General features: G+C 49.5%; 12 protein-coding genes, 1 other RNA gene and 1 pseudogene. 10 read left to right on the plus strand and 4 right to left on the minus strand.

What is annotated here, in order from left to right:
* The first annotated feature begins 77 nt into the window (after positions 1-77).
* Positions 78-1295 (plus strand): uracil-xanthine permease family protein, encoded by a 1218-nt coding sequence (locus ACTHSP_RS01735; protein WP_049352246.1) that lies wholly within the window; start codon positions 78-80, stop codon positions 1293-1295.
* Between the two features lie 117 nt (positions 1296-1412).
* On the opposite strand, the gene ffs is transcribed toward ACTHSP_RS01735, so the two are convergent.
* Positions 1413-1509: signal recognition particle sRNA small type (ffs, locus tag ACTHSP_RS01740), an RNA gene on the minus strand.
* A gap of 260 nt (positions 1510-1769) precedes the next feature.
* Between ffs and ACTHSP_RS01745 the strand changes: the two genes are divergently transcribed.
* Positions 1770-5603, plus strand: coding sequence for a DUF3683 domain-containing protein (locus ACTHSP_RS01745; protein WP_049352248.1), 3834 nt, complete (start codon positions 1770-1772; stop codon positions 5601-5603).
* 189 nt (positions 5604-5792) lie between these two features.
* Here ACTHSP_RS01745 and ACTHSP_RS01750 read toward each other — a convergent pair whose 3' ends face one another.
* Genes ACTHSP_RS01750 through ACTHSP_RS01760 form a run of 3 tightly spaced genes read right to left on the minus strand, consistent with a single transcriptional unit; the run spans position 5793 to position 8718 of the window.
* On the minus strand, positions 5793-7244 hold the full coding sequence (locus tag ACTHSP_RS01750) for a LutB/LldF family L-lactate oxidation iron-sulfur protein (protein WP_049352251.1): 1452 nt from the start codon (positions 7242-7244) through the stop codon (positions 5793-5795).
* Positions 7241-7942, minus strand: a complete 702-nt coding sequence (locus tag ACTHSP_RS01755) for a LutC/YkgG family protein (protein WP_049352253.1) — start codon at positions 7940-7942, stop codon at positions 7241-7243. Before ACTHSP_RS01755 ends, ACTHSP_RS01750 begins: the two co-directional genes overlap by 4 nt.
* Positions 7939-8718: a (Fe-S)-binding protein gene (locus ACTHSP_RS01760; RefSeq protein WP_440345505.1), complete on the minus strand. Its 780-nt coding sequence runs from the start codon at positions 8716-8718 to the stop codon at positions 7939-7941. The genes ACTHSP_RS01755 and ACTHSP_RS01760 overlap by 4 nt, the downstream gene beginning before the upstream one ends.
* Before the next feature lie 667 nt (positions 8719-9385).
* Between ACTHSP_RS01760 and ACTHSP_RS01765 the strand changes: the two are divergent.
* From ACTHSP_RS01765 to ACTHSP_RS01800, 8 genes and pseudogenes are all read left to right on the plus strand, one after another.
* Positions 9386-11296: pseudogene (locus ACTHSP_RS01765) on the plus strand (alpha-amylase family protein).
* Positions 11297-11450: 154 nt separating this feature from the next.
* On the plus strand, positions 11451-12275 hold the full coding sequence (locus ACTHSP_RS01770; protein WP_440345506.1) for an amino acid ABC transporter substrate-binding protein: 825 nt from the start codon (positions 11451-11453) through the stop codon (positions 12273-12275).
* Entirely contained in the window at positions 12265-12981 is a 717-nt protein-coding gene (locus tag ACTHSP_RS01775; protein ID WP_049358137.1) for an amino acid ABC transporter permease, read from the plus strand. Before ACTHSP_RS01770 ends, ACTHSP_RS01775 begins: the two co-directional genes overlap by 11 nt.
* A 9-nt stretch (positions 12982-12990) precedes the next feature.
* A complete protein-coding gene (locus ACTHSP_RS01780) occupies positions 12991-13758 on the plus strand; it encodes an amino acid ABC transporter ATP-binding protein (RefSeq protein WP_049352258.1) in 768 nt (255 codons plus the stop codon).
* 171 nt (positions 13759-13929) lie between these two features.
* Complete coding sequence (locus tag ACTHSP_RS01785; protein ID WP_049352260.1) at positions 13930-15849, plus strand: ATP-binding cassette domain-containing protein; 1920 nt, start codon at positions 13930-13932, stop codon at positions 15847-15849.
* Between the two features lie 47 nt (positions 15850-15896).
* A complete protein-coding gene (locus ACTHSP_RS01790) occupies positions 15897-16250 on the plus strand; it encodes a hypothetical protein (protein ID WP_049352263.1) in 354 nt (117 codons plus the stop codon).
* A 36-nt stretch (positions 16251-16286) separates the two neighbouring features.
* Positions 16287-16838 carry a hypothetical protein gene (locus ACTHSP_RS01795; protein ID WP_049352265.1) on the plus strand — a complete coding sequence of 184 codons (552 nt, stop codon included), beginning with the start codon at positions 16287-16289 and terminating at the stop codon, positions 16836-16838.
* A 317-nt stretch (positions 16839-17155) separates the two neighbouring features.
* A complete protein-coding gene (locus ACTHSP_RS01800) occupies positions 17156-19459 on the plus strand; it encodes a DNA translocase FtsK (protein WP_440345507.1) in 2304 nt (767 codons plus the stop codon).
* Positions 19460-19551: the final 92 nt, after the last annotated feature.

Raw genomic sequence — 19551 nt, forward strand, 5'->3', positions numbered from 1 at the left:
GGCCTTTTGTAAATAAATGTTCACGACTAGGATAAATCAGTATAATCTGCGCCGTTTGAATTTTCTTCGGAGCTTTTATGAACCAGCTTAAAACGGCGGTGGCCGGTGCGCAGATTTTGTTTGTCGCATTCGGTGCCATGGTGCTTGTGCCGCTACTGACGGGACTGAACCCAGCTTTGGCATTATTGGGCGCAGGCTTGGGCACTTTGTTGTTCCAATTGGTTACCAAACGTAAAGTGCCGATTTTCCTCGGCTCTTCTTTTGCCTTTATTGCACCGATTATCTACTCCATCGATGAATGGGGCCTGCCTTCTACCATGTTCGGCCTGTTTGCGGCAGGTTTCATGTACTTTGTCTTTGCCGCGCTGATCAGATGGCGCGGTCTGGATGCGGTACACAAACTGTTGCCGCCCGTAGTTATCGGCCCGGTGATTATGGTAATCGGCTTGTCTGTGGCCGCAGCAGCCAGCAGCATGGCCATGGGTCAGGCAGATGGAAAACAGGTCATCGACTATATCGACTCACTGATTCTATCGGGCTTTACCTTTGCGGTAACCGTCATTGTTTCTGTCTTCGGCAGCAAAATGATGAAGCTGATTCCGATTCTGATCGGCGTAGCTTCCGGCTATGTATTGGCTCTAATCATGGGTCTGGTCGACACCAGCGCCATCATCAACGCTCCTTGGTTTGCCGTCCCTCATTTTGAAACGCCTCAAGTCAACTGGCAGGCTGCCTTGTTTATGTTGCCCGTCGCCATTGCCCCGGCCATCGAACACATCGGCGGTATTATGGCCATCGGTAATGTAACCGGCAAAAACTACACTCAAGACCCGGGCTTGGACAAAACCCTCGCCGGTGACGGCTTGGGCGTGTGCGTGGCCGGTTTGATTGGCGGCCCTCCTGTGACTACTTACGGCGAAGTAACCGGCGCGGTGATGATTACCAAAAACAGCAACCCCGTCATCATGACTTGGGCGGCAATTTTTGCGATTTTCATGGCGTTTTTCGGTAAATTCAACGCATTTTTAGCTTCGATTCCTATGCCGGTTATGGGCGGCATTATGTTGCTGCTGTTCGGTACAATCGCCTCTTTGGGCATCAAAACACTGATTGATGCGAAAGTCGATTTGATGCAGCCGAAAAATCTGGTTATCGTCAGCTCCGTATTGACGACCGGTATCGGCGGCATGATTATCAAAGTAGGTACTTTGAGCTTCGCCGGTGTAGGCTTGTGCGCCGTATTGGCCATTATCCTGAACTGCGTTTTGCCCAATACAAAATCAGAAGAAGCATAAATAGCTGGCTCATAAACGCAAAGGCCGTCTGAAAATGAGATTTCAGACGGCCTTTTTATTACGCTTTATACAATGAAAAATGCCGGAGACTTAACCATCTCCGGCATTTTTGAATAAGGTGGCGAGCCGAACCCCCGGCACTGGCTCATCAGAGTGGGCTGCTGGCTTCCGCCCCTGACCCGGTGTTCCGAATTACCATGCGGGGAGACCCGCCGTAGAAGAAACGCATTATAGCGGTTTTACAGAAAAACTCAAGCGATAAAATCTATCAGGCCGTCTGAAAACCATTTACACGACAAGATTGTAAACAATATTGCCTAGTTGCAAATCATTCCCATTGAAATGTTTATTGTCTTTTCCGTTGAAAAATATCGAAAATTACACTACATTAACACTTTACGCCATCAAGAAGAAATTACATTTTTCAGACGGCCTTTAATATAAAAACATTACATCCATCAACGGAACACGACCATGACCACGACTACTGCCCCTCAGCGTATTCGAGAAATTCCCTATAACTATACTTCTTATACCGACCGCGAAATCGTCATCCGACTGTTGGGCGACGAAGCGTGGCAAATCCTGCAAGACCTGCGCGGTCAACGCAAAACAGGACGTTCGGCACGAATGTTGTTTGAAGTATTAGGTGATATTTGGGTGGTCGTGCGCAATCCGTATCTGGTCGATGATTTGCTGGAGCATCCGAAACGCCGCGCCGCGCTGGTACGCGAAATGCGCCACCGCTTAAATGAAATCCGCAAGCGCCGTGACGACAATCAGCAAGTGGATGTCTTGGTTGCCGCAGCAGAAAAAGCAGTCGAGCGTTTTGATAGCAGTTTTGATGAAACCATCCAAAAACGCCATCAGATTTTGGAACGCTTAAGCAAAATCACCAAACCGCACAACATCATGTTTGACGGATTGGCGCGCGTAACGCACGTTACCGATGCAACCGACTGGCGCGTGGAGTATCCGTTTGTCGTCGTCAATCCTGATACCGAAGCAGAGATCGCTCCTTTGGTGCGCGCCTTAATCGAGTTGGACTTGGTCATTATCCCACGCGGCGGCGGTACGGGTTATACCGGCGGTGCGGTACCTTTGGATGCAAACAGCGCAGTCATCAATACCGAAAAACTCGATAAGCATCGCGGCGTCGAATATGTTGAGCTGGCAGGCTTGGACGGCAGACATCCGATTATCCATTGCGGCGCAGGCGTGGTAACACGCCGAGTAGAAGAAACCGCGCATCAGGCGGGTTTGGTGTTCGCCGTCGATCCGACTTCTGCCGACGCTTCCTGCGTGGGCGGTAATGTGGCGATGAATGCGGGCGGCAAAAAAGCCGTGTTGTGGGGTACGGCGTTGGACAACCTCGCCTACTGGCAGATGGTTAACCCGCAGGGCGAATGGCTGCGCATCGAGCGCGTGCGCCACAATTTCGGCAAAATCCACGATGAAGAAACCGCCGTGTTCGACATTCACACGCTGGATTCAGACGGCCTCAATATCGTTAAAACCGAACGCTTGGAAATCCCCGGCCACAAATTCCGCAAAGTCGGTTTGGGCAAAGACGTTACCGACAAATTCTTGAGCGGCCTGCCCGGCGTGCAAAAAGAAGGCACGGACGGCATCATCACCAGCGTTGCCTTCGTGTTGCATAAAATGCCGAAATACACGCGCACTGTGTGTATGGAATTTTTCGGTACGGTCGCCACTGCTACGCCATCCATCGTCGAAATCCGCGATTTCCTGCTTGCCCATGAAAGCGTACGATTGGCCGGTTTGGAGCATTTAGACTGGCGCTACGTCCGCGCCGTCGGTTATGCCACCAAAGCGGCAGGTAAAGGCCGACCTAAAATGGTCTTGTTGGCAGACGTGGTTTCCGATGACGAAGCCGCCGTACAGGCAGCCGCCGAACACATCTGCGAACTCGCCCGCGCCCGCGACGGCGAAGGCTTTATCGCCATATCTCCCGAAGCGCGCAAAACCTTCTGGCTTGACCGCAGCCGCACCGCTGCCATCGCCAAACACACCAACGCCTTTAAAATCAACGAAGACGTGGTAATCCCACTTGAGAGGCTCGGCGAGTATTCAGACGGCATCGAACGCATCAATATTGAGCTTTCCATCCAAAACAAACTCAAACTCTGTGCCGCCTTGGAGCAATATCTGTCCGGCAAACTCCCCATCGACAAAATGGGAACAGACCTGCCAACCGCCGAACTGTTGGGCGAACGCAGCAAACACGCCCTAGCCCACGTTTCCGCTGTCAAAGCTCGATGGGAATGGCTGCTTGCTAACTTAGACGCGCCGCTTGCCGACCATAAAGCACGCTATGGCGCATCCGTCCACGCCGCTCCCGAAGCCAAAGACAATGAAAGCTGCTTTATTGCCTTCCGTGATTTCCGTCTGCGCGTGTCTGTCAAAGCGGACGTAATGAAGCCACTTTCTGAAATCTTCAGCGGCAAAACAGATACCAAAATTATCCAAGGTTTGGGCAAAATCCACGCCAAAACCGTACGCAGCCGCGTCTTCGTCGCCCTGCATATGCACGCCGGCGACGGTAACGTTCATACCAATATTCCGGTTAACTCAGACGATGCCGAAATGCTTCAGACGGCCTATCGTTCGGTCGAACGCATCATGAAAATCGCTCGTTCGCTCGGTGGCGTAATTTCCGGCGAACACGGCATCGGCATTACCAAGCTCGAATTTTTGACCGATGAAGATTTGCAACCGTTTTGGAACTACAAAAACCAAGTCGATCCCAAACACACCTTCAATCGTCACAAACTGATGAAAGGCTCGGACTTACGCAACGCCTACACGCCATCCTTCGAGCTTTTAGGTGCGGAATCGCTGATTATGGAAAAATCAGACCTCGGCACCATTGCCGATTCTGTCAAAGACTGCCTGCGCTGCGGCAAATGTAAACCTGTTTGCTCTACTCATGTTCCGCGTGCCAACTTGTTGTACAGCCCACGCAACAAAATCCTCGGTGTAGGCTTGCTGACCGAAGCCTTCTTATACGAAGAGCAAACCCGCCGCGGCGTTTCTATCAAACACTTTGAAGAACTCATGGACATCGGCGACCACTGCACCGTGTGCCACCGCTGCGTCAAACCCTGCCCCGTCAACATCGACTTCGGCGATGTTACCGTAGCCATCCGCAACTACCTTGCCGATTCCGGCCACAAACGATTTGCGCCTGCGGCTTCAATGGGCATGGCATTTTTGAACGCCACAGGCCCCAAAACCATCAAAGCCCTTCGCGCCGCCATGATACAGACCGGCTTCCCAGCACAGAACTTTGCCTACAAAATCGGCAAGCTTCTTCCGATCGGCACTAAAAAGCAAAAAGCCGAACCGAAAGCCACCGTCGGTACCGCCTCAATCAAAGAACAGGTTATCCATTTCATCAACCGTCCTTTGCCAAAAAGTGTGCCAGCCAAAACTCCGCGCTCCATGCTGGGTATAGAAGACGACAAGAGTATTCCTATCATCCGTAACCCGGCTTCTCCGGAAGATGCCGAGGCCGTGTTCTACTTCCCAGGTTGCGGCTCTGAGCGTCTGTTCAGCCAAATCGGTCTTGCCGTTCAAGCCATGCTTTGGCATGTTGGTGTCCAAACTGTCCTGCCACCCGGCTATATGTGTTGCGGCTATCCGCAAGATGCAGGCGGTAATAAGGCTAAAGCCGAAGAAATGAGCACCAACAACCGCGTGGCTTTCCACCGTATGGCAAATACCCTCAACTACCTCGACATTAAAACCGTCGTCGTCAGTTGCGGTACCTGCTACGACCAACTGGAAAAATACCGTTTTGAGGAAATCTTCCCAGGCTGCCGTATCATCGACATCCACGAATATCTGCTTGAAAAAGGTGTACAGTTAAACGGAGTACAAGGTCAGCAATACCTCTACCACGACCCTTGCCATACCCCGATCAAAACCATGAATGCCACCCAAATGGCCAGCAGCCTGATGGGACAGAAAGTCGTCTTAAGCGACCGCTGCTGCGGCGAGTCCGGTATGTTTGCCGTCAAACGGCCAGACATTGCCACTCAGGTCAAGTTCCGCAAACAAGAGGAAATTGAGAAAAACCTCAAAGAGCTGCCGCAGGGCGAACCAGTCAAAATGCTTACCTCCTGCCCAGCCTGCCTGCAAGGCTTGAGCCGTTACGCCGACGACAACAATATGCCTGCAGACTACATCGTCATCGAAATGGCGAAACACATTCTCGGTGAAAACTGGCTAGATGAGTTTGTGAAAAAAGCCAATAACGGCGGTGTAGAAAAAGTATTGCTCTAAGGACTTAGGCAAAACCTTTGGCCTGTAATAAAGGCCGTCTGAAAATCTTTCAGACGGCCTTTTTATTCAAAAGAATCAAGATAAAATAATCAAATCAAACGCCTTTACAAATAGCGATGCCACACCAGTAGTATTCAATAAAAAATAAAACCTAAGGCCTTTTATTTCTCAGGTTTTATTTATCAAGCCTTATGCTTTTTCTTTCTGGAGTTTCTCTGCCATCAGTTGATGCAGCGTTTTCTTAGCCGGTTTCATCGGAACACGGTTATCCGTCCAGCCCAGCTGCTTGCTAGGCGTCAATGCACGGAATTTAGTGGCTGTCCAACCGAATGCACGGTAAGCTTTACTGCCGCTGAAAATACCGTCAAACGTACGCCACGCCATTTGTTCGCCGAAAGTATGCGATGCGCCTTGACCACGGATAGGATGTGGAACGATTTCGGTTGGTGAACGTTGAGCTTCAACACGCAGACGTTGCATTTGCTCGGTAATCGGAATGCGTACCGGACAAACCTCAACACAGGCACCACACATGGTACACGCAGTCGGCAGATCGCGTGTCGCATCCAAGCCCAACAAGTGCGGAGAGATAATCTCGCCAATCGGGCCGGGATAAGTCGTACCGTAAGCCGCGCCACCGATACGGGTATAAACCGGACAGTGGTTCATACATGCACCGCAACGGATACATTGCAAGGTACGGCGCATTTGATCTTCTGCATACGCTTGGCTACGGCCGTTATCAAGCAGTACCAAGTGCATTTCTTGAGGGCCGTCCAGCTCTTCGCTACGGCGAGGACCGGTAATCATATTGAAATAAGTGGTAATGTTCTGACCGATGGCAGAACGTGGCAACAGACTGTACAAAGGCGGAACATCCGACAGCTTCGCAACCACTTTCTCAATACCGGTAATGGCAATGTGCACAGGCGGTACAGTGGTACTCAAGCGGCCGTTGCCTTCGTTTTCGACCAGACACAAAGTGCCTGTTTCCGCAACGGCAAAGTTCACACCGCTCAAACCGACATCGGCAGTGCTGTAAATATCGCGCAAGGCTTTACGCGCAAATCCGGTCAGTTGGTCTACGTCGTCTGTTAATGGAGTGCCGAGGTTTTGATGGAAAAGCTCGCTAACCTGCTCTTTGGTTTTATGAATGGCAGGCATCACGATATGGGTTGGTTTCTCGCCGGCCATTTGAACGATAAACTCGCCCAAGTCGCTCTCAATCGCTTTGATGCCTTGGTCTTGCAGATAATGGTTCAGCTCAATCTCTTCGCTGACCATAGATTTGCCTTTCACCATCAGCTTACCGTTTTTATCGGTAATGATGTTGTGAATGATTTGGCAGGCTTCGGCAGGTGTTTCCGCCCAGTGGACTTTAACGCCCAACTTGGTCAGGTTTTCTTCCAATTGCTCCAACAATGCAGGCAATTTGGACAACGAACGTTGACGGACATGTTCACACAAGTCACGCAGACTTTGCAGCTCTTCTTCATCAGTCAAAACGGCTTTGCGCTTGGTCATCAGCATATCCATCGCCGTGCGCAAGCTTTTACGCAGAGGCTTGTCTTGCAAAGAAATCGCAGCGTTTTGCTTGAACGTTTCCGGCTTCATATGGAATTTAATGGTTTGGGAACTCATGCTTTTTCCTCCAAATCGGCAGGGGAAATATGATCAGGCAGAACGGCCAAAACCACCAAATCGCGCGGGCCGTGTGCACCATAGGCCAAAGTCAATTGAATATCGGCAGTCTTAGATGGGCCGGAAATCAAAATAACGTTGGTAGGCATGCCTTTTTCTACCAGTTTTTCGCCTTCAACAGCATTATGGAATTCGTTGTACATTTTGCTGGTGTCAAACAGGCAGAAATGCACAGGCGGAACCAAACTCAGGCTGCGCGGCTCGACAGGACTGGACTCCAGCATAATCGTACCGGTACGGGCAATACCGCATTTAGAGCCGCTAAAACCCGCCTCAATATCTGTAAAGAATTCGTTTTTCCAATCGTCGATTTTTCGCTCAAAACCACGCGGTTCAATATTGGTATCAGCCAAAGCTGCACGGGCCAGCTGACCATGTTCTGTTTCCAATGGGAGCAGAATGTTTTTCAAGCCTTTGCCTTCGGCTGCTTGGCGGAATACTTGCGGCCAGTTGGTTTTAGTAACCCAATAGATTTCCGTTTTGACGGCACGCATGGCAGCCGCCCAATGTTTCAAGCGCTCGACATCGTTTGCCCAAGAAACACCCATTTCACGGTAATAATCGAAAACCGGCGGCTCTTCCATCGGCAAGGCATCGGCTTTTTTCAATTTCGCTAAAATATTTTCGCGCGCGCTCATGCTTTACCTCCGGTACGTTCCAACAGGAAAGATGCAATATGTTTCGGACGCGGCATATTGGGTTCGTCTTTGGCAATTTTGCCTCCGATATTCATCATACAGCCGCAATCCGCGCTGATGATTTCAGTTGCACCTGTTTCTTTTAAGGCTGCAACTTTGTCGGTTACCATCGCACCGGAAATATCGGCTTGTTTCACAGAGAATGTACCGCCAAAACCGCAGCACTCGCTTTCATGGTCGTGAACGATACGTTCAACATTCGCCATGCCGTCAATCAGCTGCCAGCCTGACAAATGGACATTCATCTCACGACGCGCTGCGCAGGAAGTATGAACAGCCACTTTAACCGGCTCGCCTTTATCTTCAGGTTTGTAACCAATTGCCAGCAGGAAGTGGGTGAATTCAATGATACGGTTGGCGCAATCAATGGCTTTTTGTTCGTACTCAGTGTCTTTGAACAAAGTCGGCCAGTGGTGTTTCATCATGCCGCCGCAAGAACCGGAAGGCACGACAATCGGCCAATTTTCAGGAAATAAATCCAGTTGCGCTTTGGCAACATCAAAAGCTTCTTTAGGATGACCTGACGAATAGGCAGGTTGGCCGCAGCAGCTTTGCTCCATAGGATAATGGATATGGATGCCCTGTTGTTCGATTAAAGTGATGGCATCCATGCCTGCTTCGGGCATGAAAAGGTCGAGAACGCAAGTACCGAAGAAATAAGCATCGGTTGGCTTGCTGTCGAATACGGTGATTTGTGGTGGTTTGATTGCGCTCATTTTTTTGGAACGGGATAACCCATTTTCTTGTGTAAAAATAAGATGGATACTTTAAGTAATTGCTTGTAATGGGTCAAGTCTAATTTTAAAAAATAATATTAAAAAAGCATGACAAACCAGGCATACACCTCTCCCTTATTGATTTGATAATCTACATAATAACCACTATCAACAATAAACTTTATGGGTTCATTTTTAAATAAATGAAATTCAACCATTCACTCTCTCTTCAAAACACAATAACTGCCTCTTTATAGAATCTTGATTTACATCAGAAGTCATGAACTTAATCTCTATGACACGTTTTGAAACAAAATAAGCAACCCGTTATGCTGCACATATGTTTCAGACGGCCATACTTAGCATAAAAAGATGTCTAATATAATAAAAATAAAAGTTTTTCTCACAAGACTCAGGCCGTCTGAAAAATAGTTCGTCAAAAGGCTACTTTCCATCTGCTCAATCCTACTTTTAATCAAAATCAAACACTTGAAAAATCATCGTTCCCAACCTTGAAAACCCTATGCACACTCAAGCACTTTCAGTATTATTGTGACAGTTTCTTGACGCAAAATTACAGTCTTAGTCGCCCACAATCGGCATGGATTTGCAAAAGAATTGAAACCAAGCTTCAAAACAATTTCACCTTAACTTCGGAGTAGGCATTATGTTGACCCAGACTCAACAGGTTGATTTGACCTTGCATCACCTTAAAGAACGCACCCTATCGATTTATACCCCCGAACAGCGTGCAAGCATCGAGACATCTGAAGACTGGAAACAGTTTGACAGACGACTTGAAGAACACTTCCCAAAACTGATGCACGAGCTGGACAATGTTTACAACAACAACGAAGCCGTCCTCCCCATGCTGGAGCAACTGATTGCCCAAGCATGGCAAAGCTATTCACAACGCAACTCATCCTTAAAAGATATTGATATTGCGCGCGAAAACGATCCTGACTGGATTTTGTCCAACAAACAGGTTGGCGGCGTATGCTATGTCGATTTGTTCGCTGGCGATCTGCAAGGCTTGAAAGCCAAAATCCCTTATTTTCAAAAGCTGGGGCTGACTTATCTGCACATGATGCCCCTATTTAAATGTCCCGAAGGCAAAAGCGACGGCGGCTATGCGGTCAGCAGCTACCGCGACATCAATCCCGCATTGGGTACGATAGACGATTTGCGCGATGTCATTGCCACCTTGCACGAAGCAGGTATTTCCGCCGTTGTCGATTTCATCTTCAACCATACTTCCAACGAACACGAATGGGCAAAAGGCTGAGCCGCCGGCAATCCGCTTTACGACAATTTCTACTACATCTTCCCTGACCGCTGGATGCCCGACCAATACGACCGCACCCTGCGTGAAATCTTCCCCGACCAACACCCGGGCGGCTTCTCCCAACTGGAAGACGGACGCTGGGTATGGACGACGTTCAACTCCTTCCAATGGGACTTGAATTACAGCAACCCATGGGTATTCCGTGCCATGGCAGGCGAAATGATGTTCCTTGCCAACTGGGGCGTTGATATTCTGCGCATGGATGCCGTTGCCTTTATTTGGAAGCAAATGGGCACAAGCTGCGAAAACCTGCCTCAGGCACACGCTCTGATTCGCGCGTTTAACTCCGTAATGCGTATCGCAGCGCCAGCCGTGTTCTTCAAATCCGAAGCCATCGTCCATCCTGACCAAGTTGTCCAATACATCAGCCAAGACGAATGTCAAATCGGCTACAACCCTCTGCAAATGGCACTGTTGTGGAACACCCTCGCCACACGCGAAGTCAACCTGCTCCATCAAGCACTGACCTACCGCCACAACCTACCCGACCATACTGCATGGGTCAACTACGTCCGCAGCCATGACGACATCGGCTGGACGTTCGCCGACGAAGACGCATCACAATTCGGCATCCACGGCTACGACCACCGCCAATTCCTCAACCGCTTCTTCGTCAACCATTTCGACGGCAGCTTCGCGCGCGGCGTACCGTTTCAATACAACCCAAGCACAGGCGACTGTCGTGTCAGCGGTACGGCCGCAGCATTGGTCGGCTTGGCTCAAAACGATCCGCATGCAGTTGACCGCATCAAACTTTTGTACAGCATTGCTTTGAGTACCGGCGGCCTGCCGCTGATTTATCTAGGCGACGAAGTGGGTACGCTCAATGACGACGACTGGTCGCAAGACAGCAATAAGAGCGACGACAGCCGCTGGGCACACCGTCCTCGTTACAATGAGGATTTGTACAACCAACGCCATGACAGCTCGACCACTGCCGGTCAAATCTTCCAAGGTTTGCGCCATATGATCTCCATCCGCCAAAGCAATCCGCGCTTTAATGGCGGCAGGTTGGTCACCTTTAACACCAACAACAAACACATCATCGGCTATATGCGCAACAACGCGCTTTTGGCATTCGGCAACTTCAGCGAACATGCGCAAACCATCAGTGCGCACACTCTGCAGGCCATGCCGTTTAAAGCGCACGATTTGATCAGCGGTCAAACCGTTTCTCTGAATCAGGACTTGGTACTGCAACCCTATCAAGTCATGTGGCTTGAAATTGCGTAAGCTGAATTTTTTATACATCATTCAAGGCCGTCTGAACAAATCAGCGTTCAGACGGCCTTTTAAGGCATAAGATGTATTTTGTATTTTGGGCAGTTTCGCTTAGAATGCACGCTTTAATACCAAATGACACACTTAAAGTCAGGAGTAAAAATCCATGTTGAAAAAATTCGTACTTGGCACCATCGCTGCAGTAGTTTTGGCTGCTTGCGGCGGAGAAGACAGCAACTCAGCTTCTTCTGCTCCGGCACAATCCGGTGCGGCCTCCGGCTCACTGATTGAGCGTATCAACAATAAAGGTACCATCACTGTCGGTACGGAAGGCACTTACGCACCATTCACCTACCACGACAAAAACGGCAAATTGACCGGCTACGATGTCGAAGTAACCCGCGCAGTTGCCGACAAACTGGGCATCAAAGTTGAATTTAAAGAAACACAATGGGACTCCATGATGGCAGGTTTGAAAGCCGGCCGTTTTGACGTAGTCGCCAACCAAGTCGGCCTGACCAGCCCTGAGCGTCAAGCGACTTTTGACAAATCCGAGCCTTACAGCTGGAGCGGTGCCGTATTGGTTGCCCGCAAAGACAGCAACATCAAATCCATTGATGACATCAAAGGCGTGAAAACCGCACAATCCCTGACCAGTAACTATGGAGAAAAAGCCAAAGCTGCAGGCGCAGAACTCGTACCGGTAGATGGTTTGGCACAATCGCTGACCCTGATTGAACAAAAACGTGCCGATGCAACCCTGAACGACGAATTGGCGGTTTTGGACTATCTGAAGAAAAATCCGAATGCGGGCGTGAAAATCGTTTGGTCTGCGCCAGCCGATGAAAAAGTCGGTTCTGGCCTGATTGTCAATAAAGGCAATGACGAAGTCGTGGCCAAATTCAGCACGGCAATCAACGAGCTGAAAGCCGACGGCACGCTGAAAAAACTAGGCGAACAATTCTTCGGAAAAGACATCAGTGTTAAATAATTTCCTTGCCTCTCTGCCGTTTATGACGGAAACACGCGCTGATATGCTCATCAGCGCGTTTTGGCCTATGGTCAAAGCCGGCTTTGCAGTATCTTTGCCTTTGGCGATCGCTTCTTTCGTTATCGGCATGATTATTGCCGTAACCGTTGCTTTGGTGCGAATCATGCCCTCCGACAGCATTTTCCAAAAATGCTTGCTGAAGCTGGTTGAATTTTATATTTCCGTCATTCGCGGTACGCCGCTATTGGTGCAGTTGGTCATCGTATTCTACGGTTTGCCTTCCGTCGGCATCTATATCGACCCGATTCCTGCCGCCATCATCGGCTTTTCGCTCAATGTCGGCGCATACGCTTCCGAAACCATACGCGCGGCAATTTTGTCCGTACCTAAAGGCCAATGGGAAGCCGGTTTCTCCATCGGTATGACCTATATGCAGACTTTCCGCCGCATTGTCGCACCGCAGGCATTCCGCGTTGCCGTACCGCCTTTGAGCAATGAATTTATCGGCTTGTTCAAAAACACCTCGCTTGCCGCCGTGGTAACGGTAACGGAGCTTTTCCGTGTCGCTCAAGAGACAGCAAACCGTACTTATGACTTCTTGCCGGTTTATATCGCAGCCGCATTGGTCTATTGGTGTTTCTGCAAAGTGCTGTTTCTGATTCAGGCGCGTTTGGAAAAACGTTTCGACCGCTATGTCGCCAAATAAGGAGTTGTCATGATTAAAATCCGCAATATCCATAAGACCTTTGGCGAAAATACCATTTTGCGCGGCATCGATTTGGATGTCGGCAAAGGACAGGTGGTGGTTATCTTAGGCCCTTCCGGCTCAGGCAAAACTACGTTTTTACGCTGTTTAAATGCTTTAGAAATGCCTGAACAAGGTCAGATCGAGTTTGACAATGCGCAGCCGTTAAGCATTGATTTTTCAAAAAAACCAAGCAAACACGATATCTTGGCACTGCGCCGCAAGTCCGGCATGGTGTTCCAACAATACAACCTCTTTCCGCACAAAACTGCGTTGGAAAACGTCATGGAAGGGCCGGTTGCCGTACAAGGCAAGCCTGTCGCCAAAGCGCGTGAAGAGGCTGTCAAATTGCTTGAAAAAGTCGGTTTGGGCGATAAGATTGACCTCTACCCCTACCAGCTTTCCGGCGGTCAACAGCAGCGCGTCGGCATTGCCCGCGCATTGGCGATTCAGCCTGAACTGATGCTGTTTGACGAGCCGACTTCCGCGCTCGACCCTGAATTGGTACAAGATGTTTTGGATACCATGAAGGAATTGGCACAAGAAGGCTGGACCATGGTTGTCGTTACGCATGAAATCAAATTTGCCTTAGAAGTGGCAACCACCGTCGTTGTGATGGACGGCGGCGTTATTGTCGAACAAGGCAGCCCGCAAGATTTGTTCAATCATCCCAAACATGAGCGGACACAAAAATTCCTGCGCCAAATCCGTGCGGACAATGGCGATCTTCAAATTTAATTGAAACGACAGATAATTTGAAAACATTTCCGACTGTCATTTCATAAAGGCCGTCTGAATAAGTGAAATAGAAATCGTTGATTTCGTTTTCATACTTGTTCAGACGGCCTTTTATATGTCTTTTCAGGTAAAATAACGCCTTTTGTTTTACTTACCCCCTTGCCTGCCATCATGATAGAAATTAAAAAACTCACCCTGCAACGCGGTTTGAAAGTCCTGCTCGATAAAGCCGATACCGTAATCAACCCCGGCCAACGCGTTGGTTTAATCGGTAAAAACGGTACAGGAAAATCCAGCCTGTTTGCGCTGATAAAAGCTGAAATCACTCAAGATGGCGGCGAAATCCTTATTCCCAAAACATGGCGGTTGGCTTCCGTCTCTCAAGAAACGCCTGATTTAGATATTTCCGCTTTAGACTACGTTTTGCAAGGCGATGCCGAATTACAGGCTTTTCAGACGGGCCTGGCTCAAGCAGAAGCTCAAAACGACGGCATGAAGCAAGCTGAATATCACGCCAAACTTGAAGAAATCGATGCCTATACCGCTCCGGCACGCGCCGCCAAACTGCTTAACGGCTTGGGTTTCTCACAAGAAGAACATACCCGCCCCGTCAAATCCTTCTCCGGCGGCTGGCGTATGCGCCTCAACCTTGCCCAAGCGCTGATTTGTCGTGCTGATTTGCTGCTTTTAGACGAACCGACCAACCACTTGGATTTAGAAACCGTACTGTGGCTGGAAAACCATCTCGCCTCCCTGTCCTGTACGCAAATCATCATCTCCCATGACCGCGACTTCTTGAATGCCACCACAACGCAAACCATCGAACTGTCGCAACAAAAACTGACCCAATACGGCGGCAATTACGATTTCTACCAAGCCGAACGCGCCCAACGTCTGGCGCAACAACAAGCCGCTTACGTCAAACAACAGGCACAAATCAAACATCTGCAATCCTTTATCGACCGTTTCAAAGCCAAAGCCACAAAGGCCGTACAAGCTCAAAGTCGCATGAAGGCATTAGCCAAGCTCGAGCGCATCGCCCCGGCGCATTTGGATAGCGAGTTTTCCTTTGAGTTTGACAATCCAACCCACCTGCCCAATCCATTGTTGAAACTTGACCATGCCGACTTGGGTTATGGCGACAATACCGTTTTGCACAACATTACCCTTTCTTTGGAAAGCGGCGCACGTTACGGCCTGCTGGGCGTTAACGGCAGCGGTAAATCCACATTTATCAAAGCATTAGCAGGAAAAATCGATTTACTTTCCGGCAGCATCGTCCGCTCCGAAAAGCTCAATATCGGTTATTTTGCCCAGCATCAACTAGACACATTGCGCGCTGACCAAAGTCCGGTTTGGCATATCCAACAGCTTTCGCCCGAAGTCCGCGAACAGGAAATCCGCAACTTTTTAGGCGGTTTCAACTTTGTTGGCGATATGGCGATTCAAAAGACCGAGCCGTTCTCCGGCGGCGAAAAAGCGCGGCTCGCCCTTGCCATGATTATCTGGCAAAAGCCTAATCTGCTGCTGCTTGACGAACCGACCAACCACCTAGACTTGGATATGCGCCACGCCCTGACACTTGCCCTGCAAAGTTTCCAAGGTGCATTAATCGTCGTATCGCACGACCGCAGCCTGCTTGAAGCGACTACCGACAGCTTCCTCCTTATCGACAAAGGCCGTCTGAACAACTTCGACGGCGATTTGAACGACTATCGTCAATGGCGATTGGCACAAGAAAACGCCGCAGCAGCCCCCGCCGCTTCTGCACAAAGCCAAAGCCGTAAGGATACAAAGCGTATCGAGGCACAAATCCGTCAGGAAAAAGCCAAACGCAGCAAACCGATTCAGCAGAAAATCGACAAAGCAGAAAAAGAAATCGCACGATTGACTGATATTCAGACGGCCTGTGAAGCATTTTTGGCACAAGAATCTGCTTATTCAGAAGAAAATAAACCCAAATTGCAAGAGACACTCGCACAATTAACAGAAACTAAAGTAAAATTAACGCAACTGGAAGAAAACTGGCTGCAATGGCAGGAAGAGCTTGAGCAAATCCAAGTTAATGTCGAAGCCGAGTTTTCCCAATAAAAATAGAGCCATCAGGCCGTCTGAAATAAAACACAATACGGAAAAACATGACTTCAATCATCAAACAAGCCGGATACTTCCTCGTATCCTCTTTCCTCTTGGGCACTTCTCTTCACGCTGCCGCCGCAGTTTATTCCTGCGGCAACGGCAGCTATACTTCCGAACCCAAATCCTCCTGTGCACAGGCCGAATTGCCTAAAATCAGCGGCCATCAAGGCAGCGGTTACCACCTCAACATCCGCAGCCTCAACGCCTCTGATGAACGCGCAAGTGCAAAGCCTAAGAAAAAGGCACGCGTGGAAAAATCCGATAAACAAGAGAAAAAAGCCGACAAACCGAGCAAAAACAAAAACCGTGCAAAAGCTAAAAAACAGCAGCCCATGCCGTCTGAACAAGAATAAAATGCTCAACTGCAACGAATCAGCCCTACCTGAATCATGAAAAAATATCTGCTTACCCTATCCCTGCTGCCGCTTACCGTTTTCAACAGCCAAGCCCACGCCGCAAAAATCTACACCTGTGAAGTCAACGGCTCGATTGTCTATACCTCGCGTCCAAGCGGCAACTGCCAAGCCGTCAATGATTTGCCGATTGTCGGCAAATACAGCAGCAGCCGATACGACGCTCCGGTTAGTGATGCGCCTACACTCGATGCGCCGACATCACAAACTGCTCCGGCAAAAAGCAAAAACACAGCGGCAAAATCCAACCATAAGGCAACGCCCAAACCAGCCCCTGTCCGTACCGCTTCTGAAACAGCGCCTCCTCCGGTTCCCAAATCCTCCGGTGTCAACAGTCGCCGCTCTATTTTGGAAACCGAGTTATCCAATGAACGCGCGGCTTTGGCCGATGCCAAAAAGCAACTGAGCCAAGCGCGAACAGCCAAAGGCGGCAGCGTCAATCAACAGGCCATCAGTACGCTGCAAGGTGCTGTTTTGGATAGGGAGAAAAATATTCAAGCCCTCCAGCGCGAACTGGGCAGAATGTAAGTCCAAATCAATCAAAATCTCAGGCCGTCTGAACAGGTAGAAACGAAATCCAAAATTTTCGTCGTGCCAAACAGACGGCCTGAGTTCCGTAATGATTACGCCCGTTTCAATTTCTTGTGCCTAGTAAATACGGTATAATTTGCCCTTTACGCACATTACCTCCAGTCTTTTCAGACGGCCTTTATCTCATGACTGCAAAATCTTCTAAAACCCAAACAAAAAAACGCGTCTCAGCCAAACCGACCACACGCAAATCCACCAAAGCACAAACTCAAGCCGACAATAAAGTCTCCCAACGCCTCAAGGCGGCCAAAGAGCTGCAAAGAAACGAAGAAAAAAAAGCGCGCCCAGAGCATGTCGTCAACTTGATTAATGATGCTTTATGGCTGTTTGGCTTGGTTATCACCATTTATCTGGCCATTTCCCTGGCCAGCTTCAGCATGGACGACCCTGCATGGTCGCGCAGCGTTCCCAAAACCAATGATGTCGCCAACCTCGGCGGCCTCTTCGGCGCATATCTTTCCGATGTCGGATATTATCTGTTCGGCTTATCGTTTTGGTGGTGGATAGCCGCCTCTTGCGTTTTCCTCTACAAAAATTTCCGCCCCATGAAAAAGCAGGAAAACCACAAGCCCTACAATCACGGCGTAGCCGCTTTGGCATTGTTTCTCCTGCTGGTGTGCAGCCCGATTATCGAACATTTCCTGTTTGACAATGCATTGAGCGAATCCCTTCCCGTCGGCGCCGGCGGCTTGGTCGGCTTGTTAGCGGGTTCAGGCTTGGCTTGGCTGTTGGGTAAGTCGGGCAGCCTGTTGATTATGCTGGTGATGCTGCTTTTATCCATTTCCCTGTTGGCCCAGGTGTCATGGTTGGAAGTTATGGCCAAATCCGGCAGCCATATGGGCGGCCTGTTTGGCAGCCTGATAAAAAAACTGCCTCAATTCCAAAATAAAAAAGAAGATGTCTGCACTGAAGCTTTGGAAACCCAAAATACGCGCCGCATGGTGAAAGAGGCCAAAACCATTACCGCCACTCCGGTTGCTCCGTTGGCAGGCAGCAGCAGCAACCGTAAAACCGTTGCCGTATCCGTTGCGCCGCCCCCTAAAATCCAAACTTCCCTGTTTGACGATACTGAACCTAAAAACAACGGCGAATACCATAAACCCAACATAAACCTGTTGCGTATGCCGTCTGAAGAACCGGTTGCCGTCAATCCGGATGAATTGCAACAGACCGCGGAATTGATTGAAGCCAAGCTGGCTGAATTCGGCATCGGCGTACAGGTTGTTTCCGCCACTTCCGGCCCCGTGATTACCCGCTACGAAATCGAACCGGCACAAGGTGTCAAAGGTAGCCAAATTGTCGCCCTGTCCAAAGATTTGGCGCGCTCAATGTCTCTGCAAGCTGTACGTATCGTAGAAACCATTGCCGGTAAAAACACCATGGGCATTGAATTGCCCAATGAGAAACGCCAAGACGTCATGTTGAGCGAAATCCTCTCTTCATCCGTGTTTACCGATGCCAAGTCCAAACTGACCGTTGCTTTGGGTAAAGATATTGCAGGTACGCCCGTTGTCGGTGACTTGGCAAAAATGCCGCATCTTTTGGTCGCAGGTATGACCGGCTCGGGTAAATCTGTCGGTGTGAACGGCATGATTATGTCCATGCTCTTCAAAGCCTCGCCCGACGAAGTCCGTTTCATCATGATTGACCCGAAAATGCTGGAATTGAGCATTTATGACGGCATTCCGCACCTGCTCTGTCCGGTTGTGACCGATATGCGTGAGGCTGGACAAGCGTTGAACTGGTGTGTTGCCGAAATGGAAAAACGTTATCGTCTGCTTTCCCACGCCGGCGTGCGTAATTTGGACGGTTTCAACCAAAAAGTCGAACAAGCCAAAGCAGCAGGCAAGCCATTACTCAATCCGTTTAGCTTAAATCCTGACGATCCTGAGCCTCTGGAAAAACTGCCGTTGATTGTGGTTGTTATCGATGAGTTAGCTGACTTGATGATGACCGAACGCAAATCCGTTGAGCAGCAAATCGCACGCCTTGCCCAAAAAGCGCGTGCGGCAGGCATTCACATGATTGTCGCCACCCAGCGTCCGAGTGTCGATGTGGTTACCGGCCTGATTAAAGCCAACATTCCGACACGAATGGCCTTTACCGTACAAAGCAAAATCGACAGCCGCACCATTCTTGACCAAATGGGTGCGGACGAATTGCTCAAATACGGCGACTCATTATTCCTGCAACCGGGCAGCGCAGAACCGACACGCCTGCAAGGTGCGTTTGTTTCCGATGATGAAGTGCATCAGGTCGTCAATTTCGTTAAAGAACAGGCTCCGACCAATTATGTTGAAGGCCTGCTCAGTGGCGAAGCGGCCATCGAAACCACCAATATTGTCAATCCGAACGCAAACAGCGATGAGCTATTCGATCAAGCCGTTGCCTTCGTATTGGAGAGCCGCAAGACTTCCATTTCTGCCCTGCAACGCCAATTGCGCATTGGCTACAACCGTGCCGCCAATTTGGTAGATGCCCTTGAAAATGCCGGTGTTCTCTCTCCGGCAGACATCAACGGCAGCCGACGGATTCTGGCACAAAAAGACCAGCTGTAAAAAACAACAATATCAAAACACAAAGGCCGTCTGAAAAGAATTTCCTACTTTTCAGACGGCCTTTTTATGTTATTCGTGAAACATTGTGTTAT

It is taken from the genome of Neisseria sp. P0001.S005 (genome assembly GCF_051963715.1).

Coding starts and splice junctions, on each gene's coding strand:
- ACTHSP_RS01735 (WP_049352246.1), top strand. CDS start 78: ATGAACCAGCTTAAAACGGCGGTGGCCGGTGCGCAGATTTTGTTTGTC.
- ACTHSP_RS01745 (WP_049352248.1), top strand. CDS start 1,770: ATGACCACGACTACTGCCCCTCAGCGTATTCGAGAAATTCCCTATAAC.
- ACTHSP_RS01750 (WP_049352251.1), bottom strand. CDS start 7,244: ATGAGTTCCCAAACCATTAAATTCCATATGAAGCCGGAAACGTTCAAG.
- ACTHSP_RS01755 (WP_049352253.1), bottom strand. CDS start 7,942: ATGAGCGCGCGCGAAAATATTTTAGCGAAATTGAAAAAAGCCGATGCC.
- ACTHSP_RS01760 (WP_440345505.1), bottom strand. CDS start 8,718: ATGAGCGCAATCAAACCACCACAAATCACCGTATTCGACAGCAAGCCA.
- ACTHSP_RS01770 (WP_440345506.1), top strand. CDS start 11,451: ATGTTGAAAAAATTCGTACTTGGCACCATCGCTGCAGTAGTTTTGGCT.
- ACTHSP_RS01780 (WP_049352258.1), top strand. CDS start 12,991: ATGATTAAAATCCGCAATATCCATAAGACCTTTGGCGAAAATACCATT.
- ACTHSP_RS01785 (WP_049352260.1), top strand. CDS start 13,930: ATGATAGAAATTAAAAAACTCACCCTGCAACGCGGTTTGAAAGTCCTG.
- ACTHSP_RS01790 (WP_049352263.1), top strand. CDS start 15,897: ATGACTTCAATCATCAAACAAGCCGGATACTTCCTCGTATCCTCTTTC.
- ACTHSP_RS01795 (WP_049352265.1), top strand. CDS start 16,287: ATGAAAAAATATCTGCTTACCCTATCCCTGCTGCCGCTTACCGTTTTC.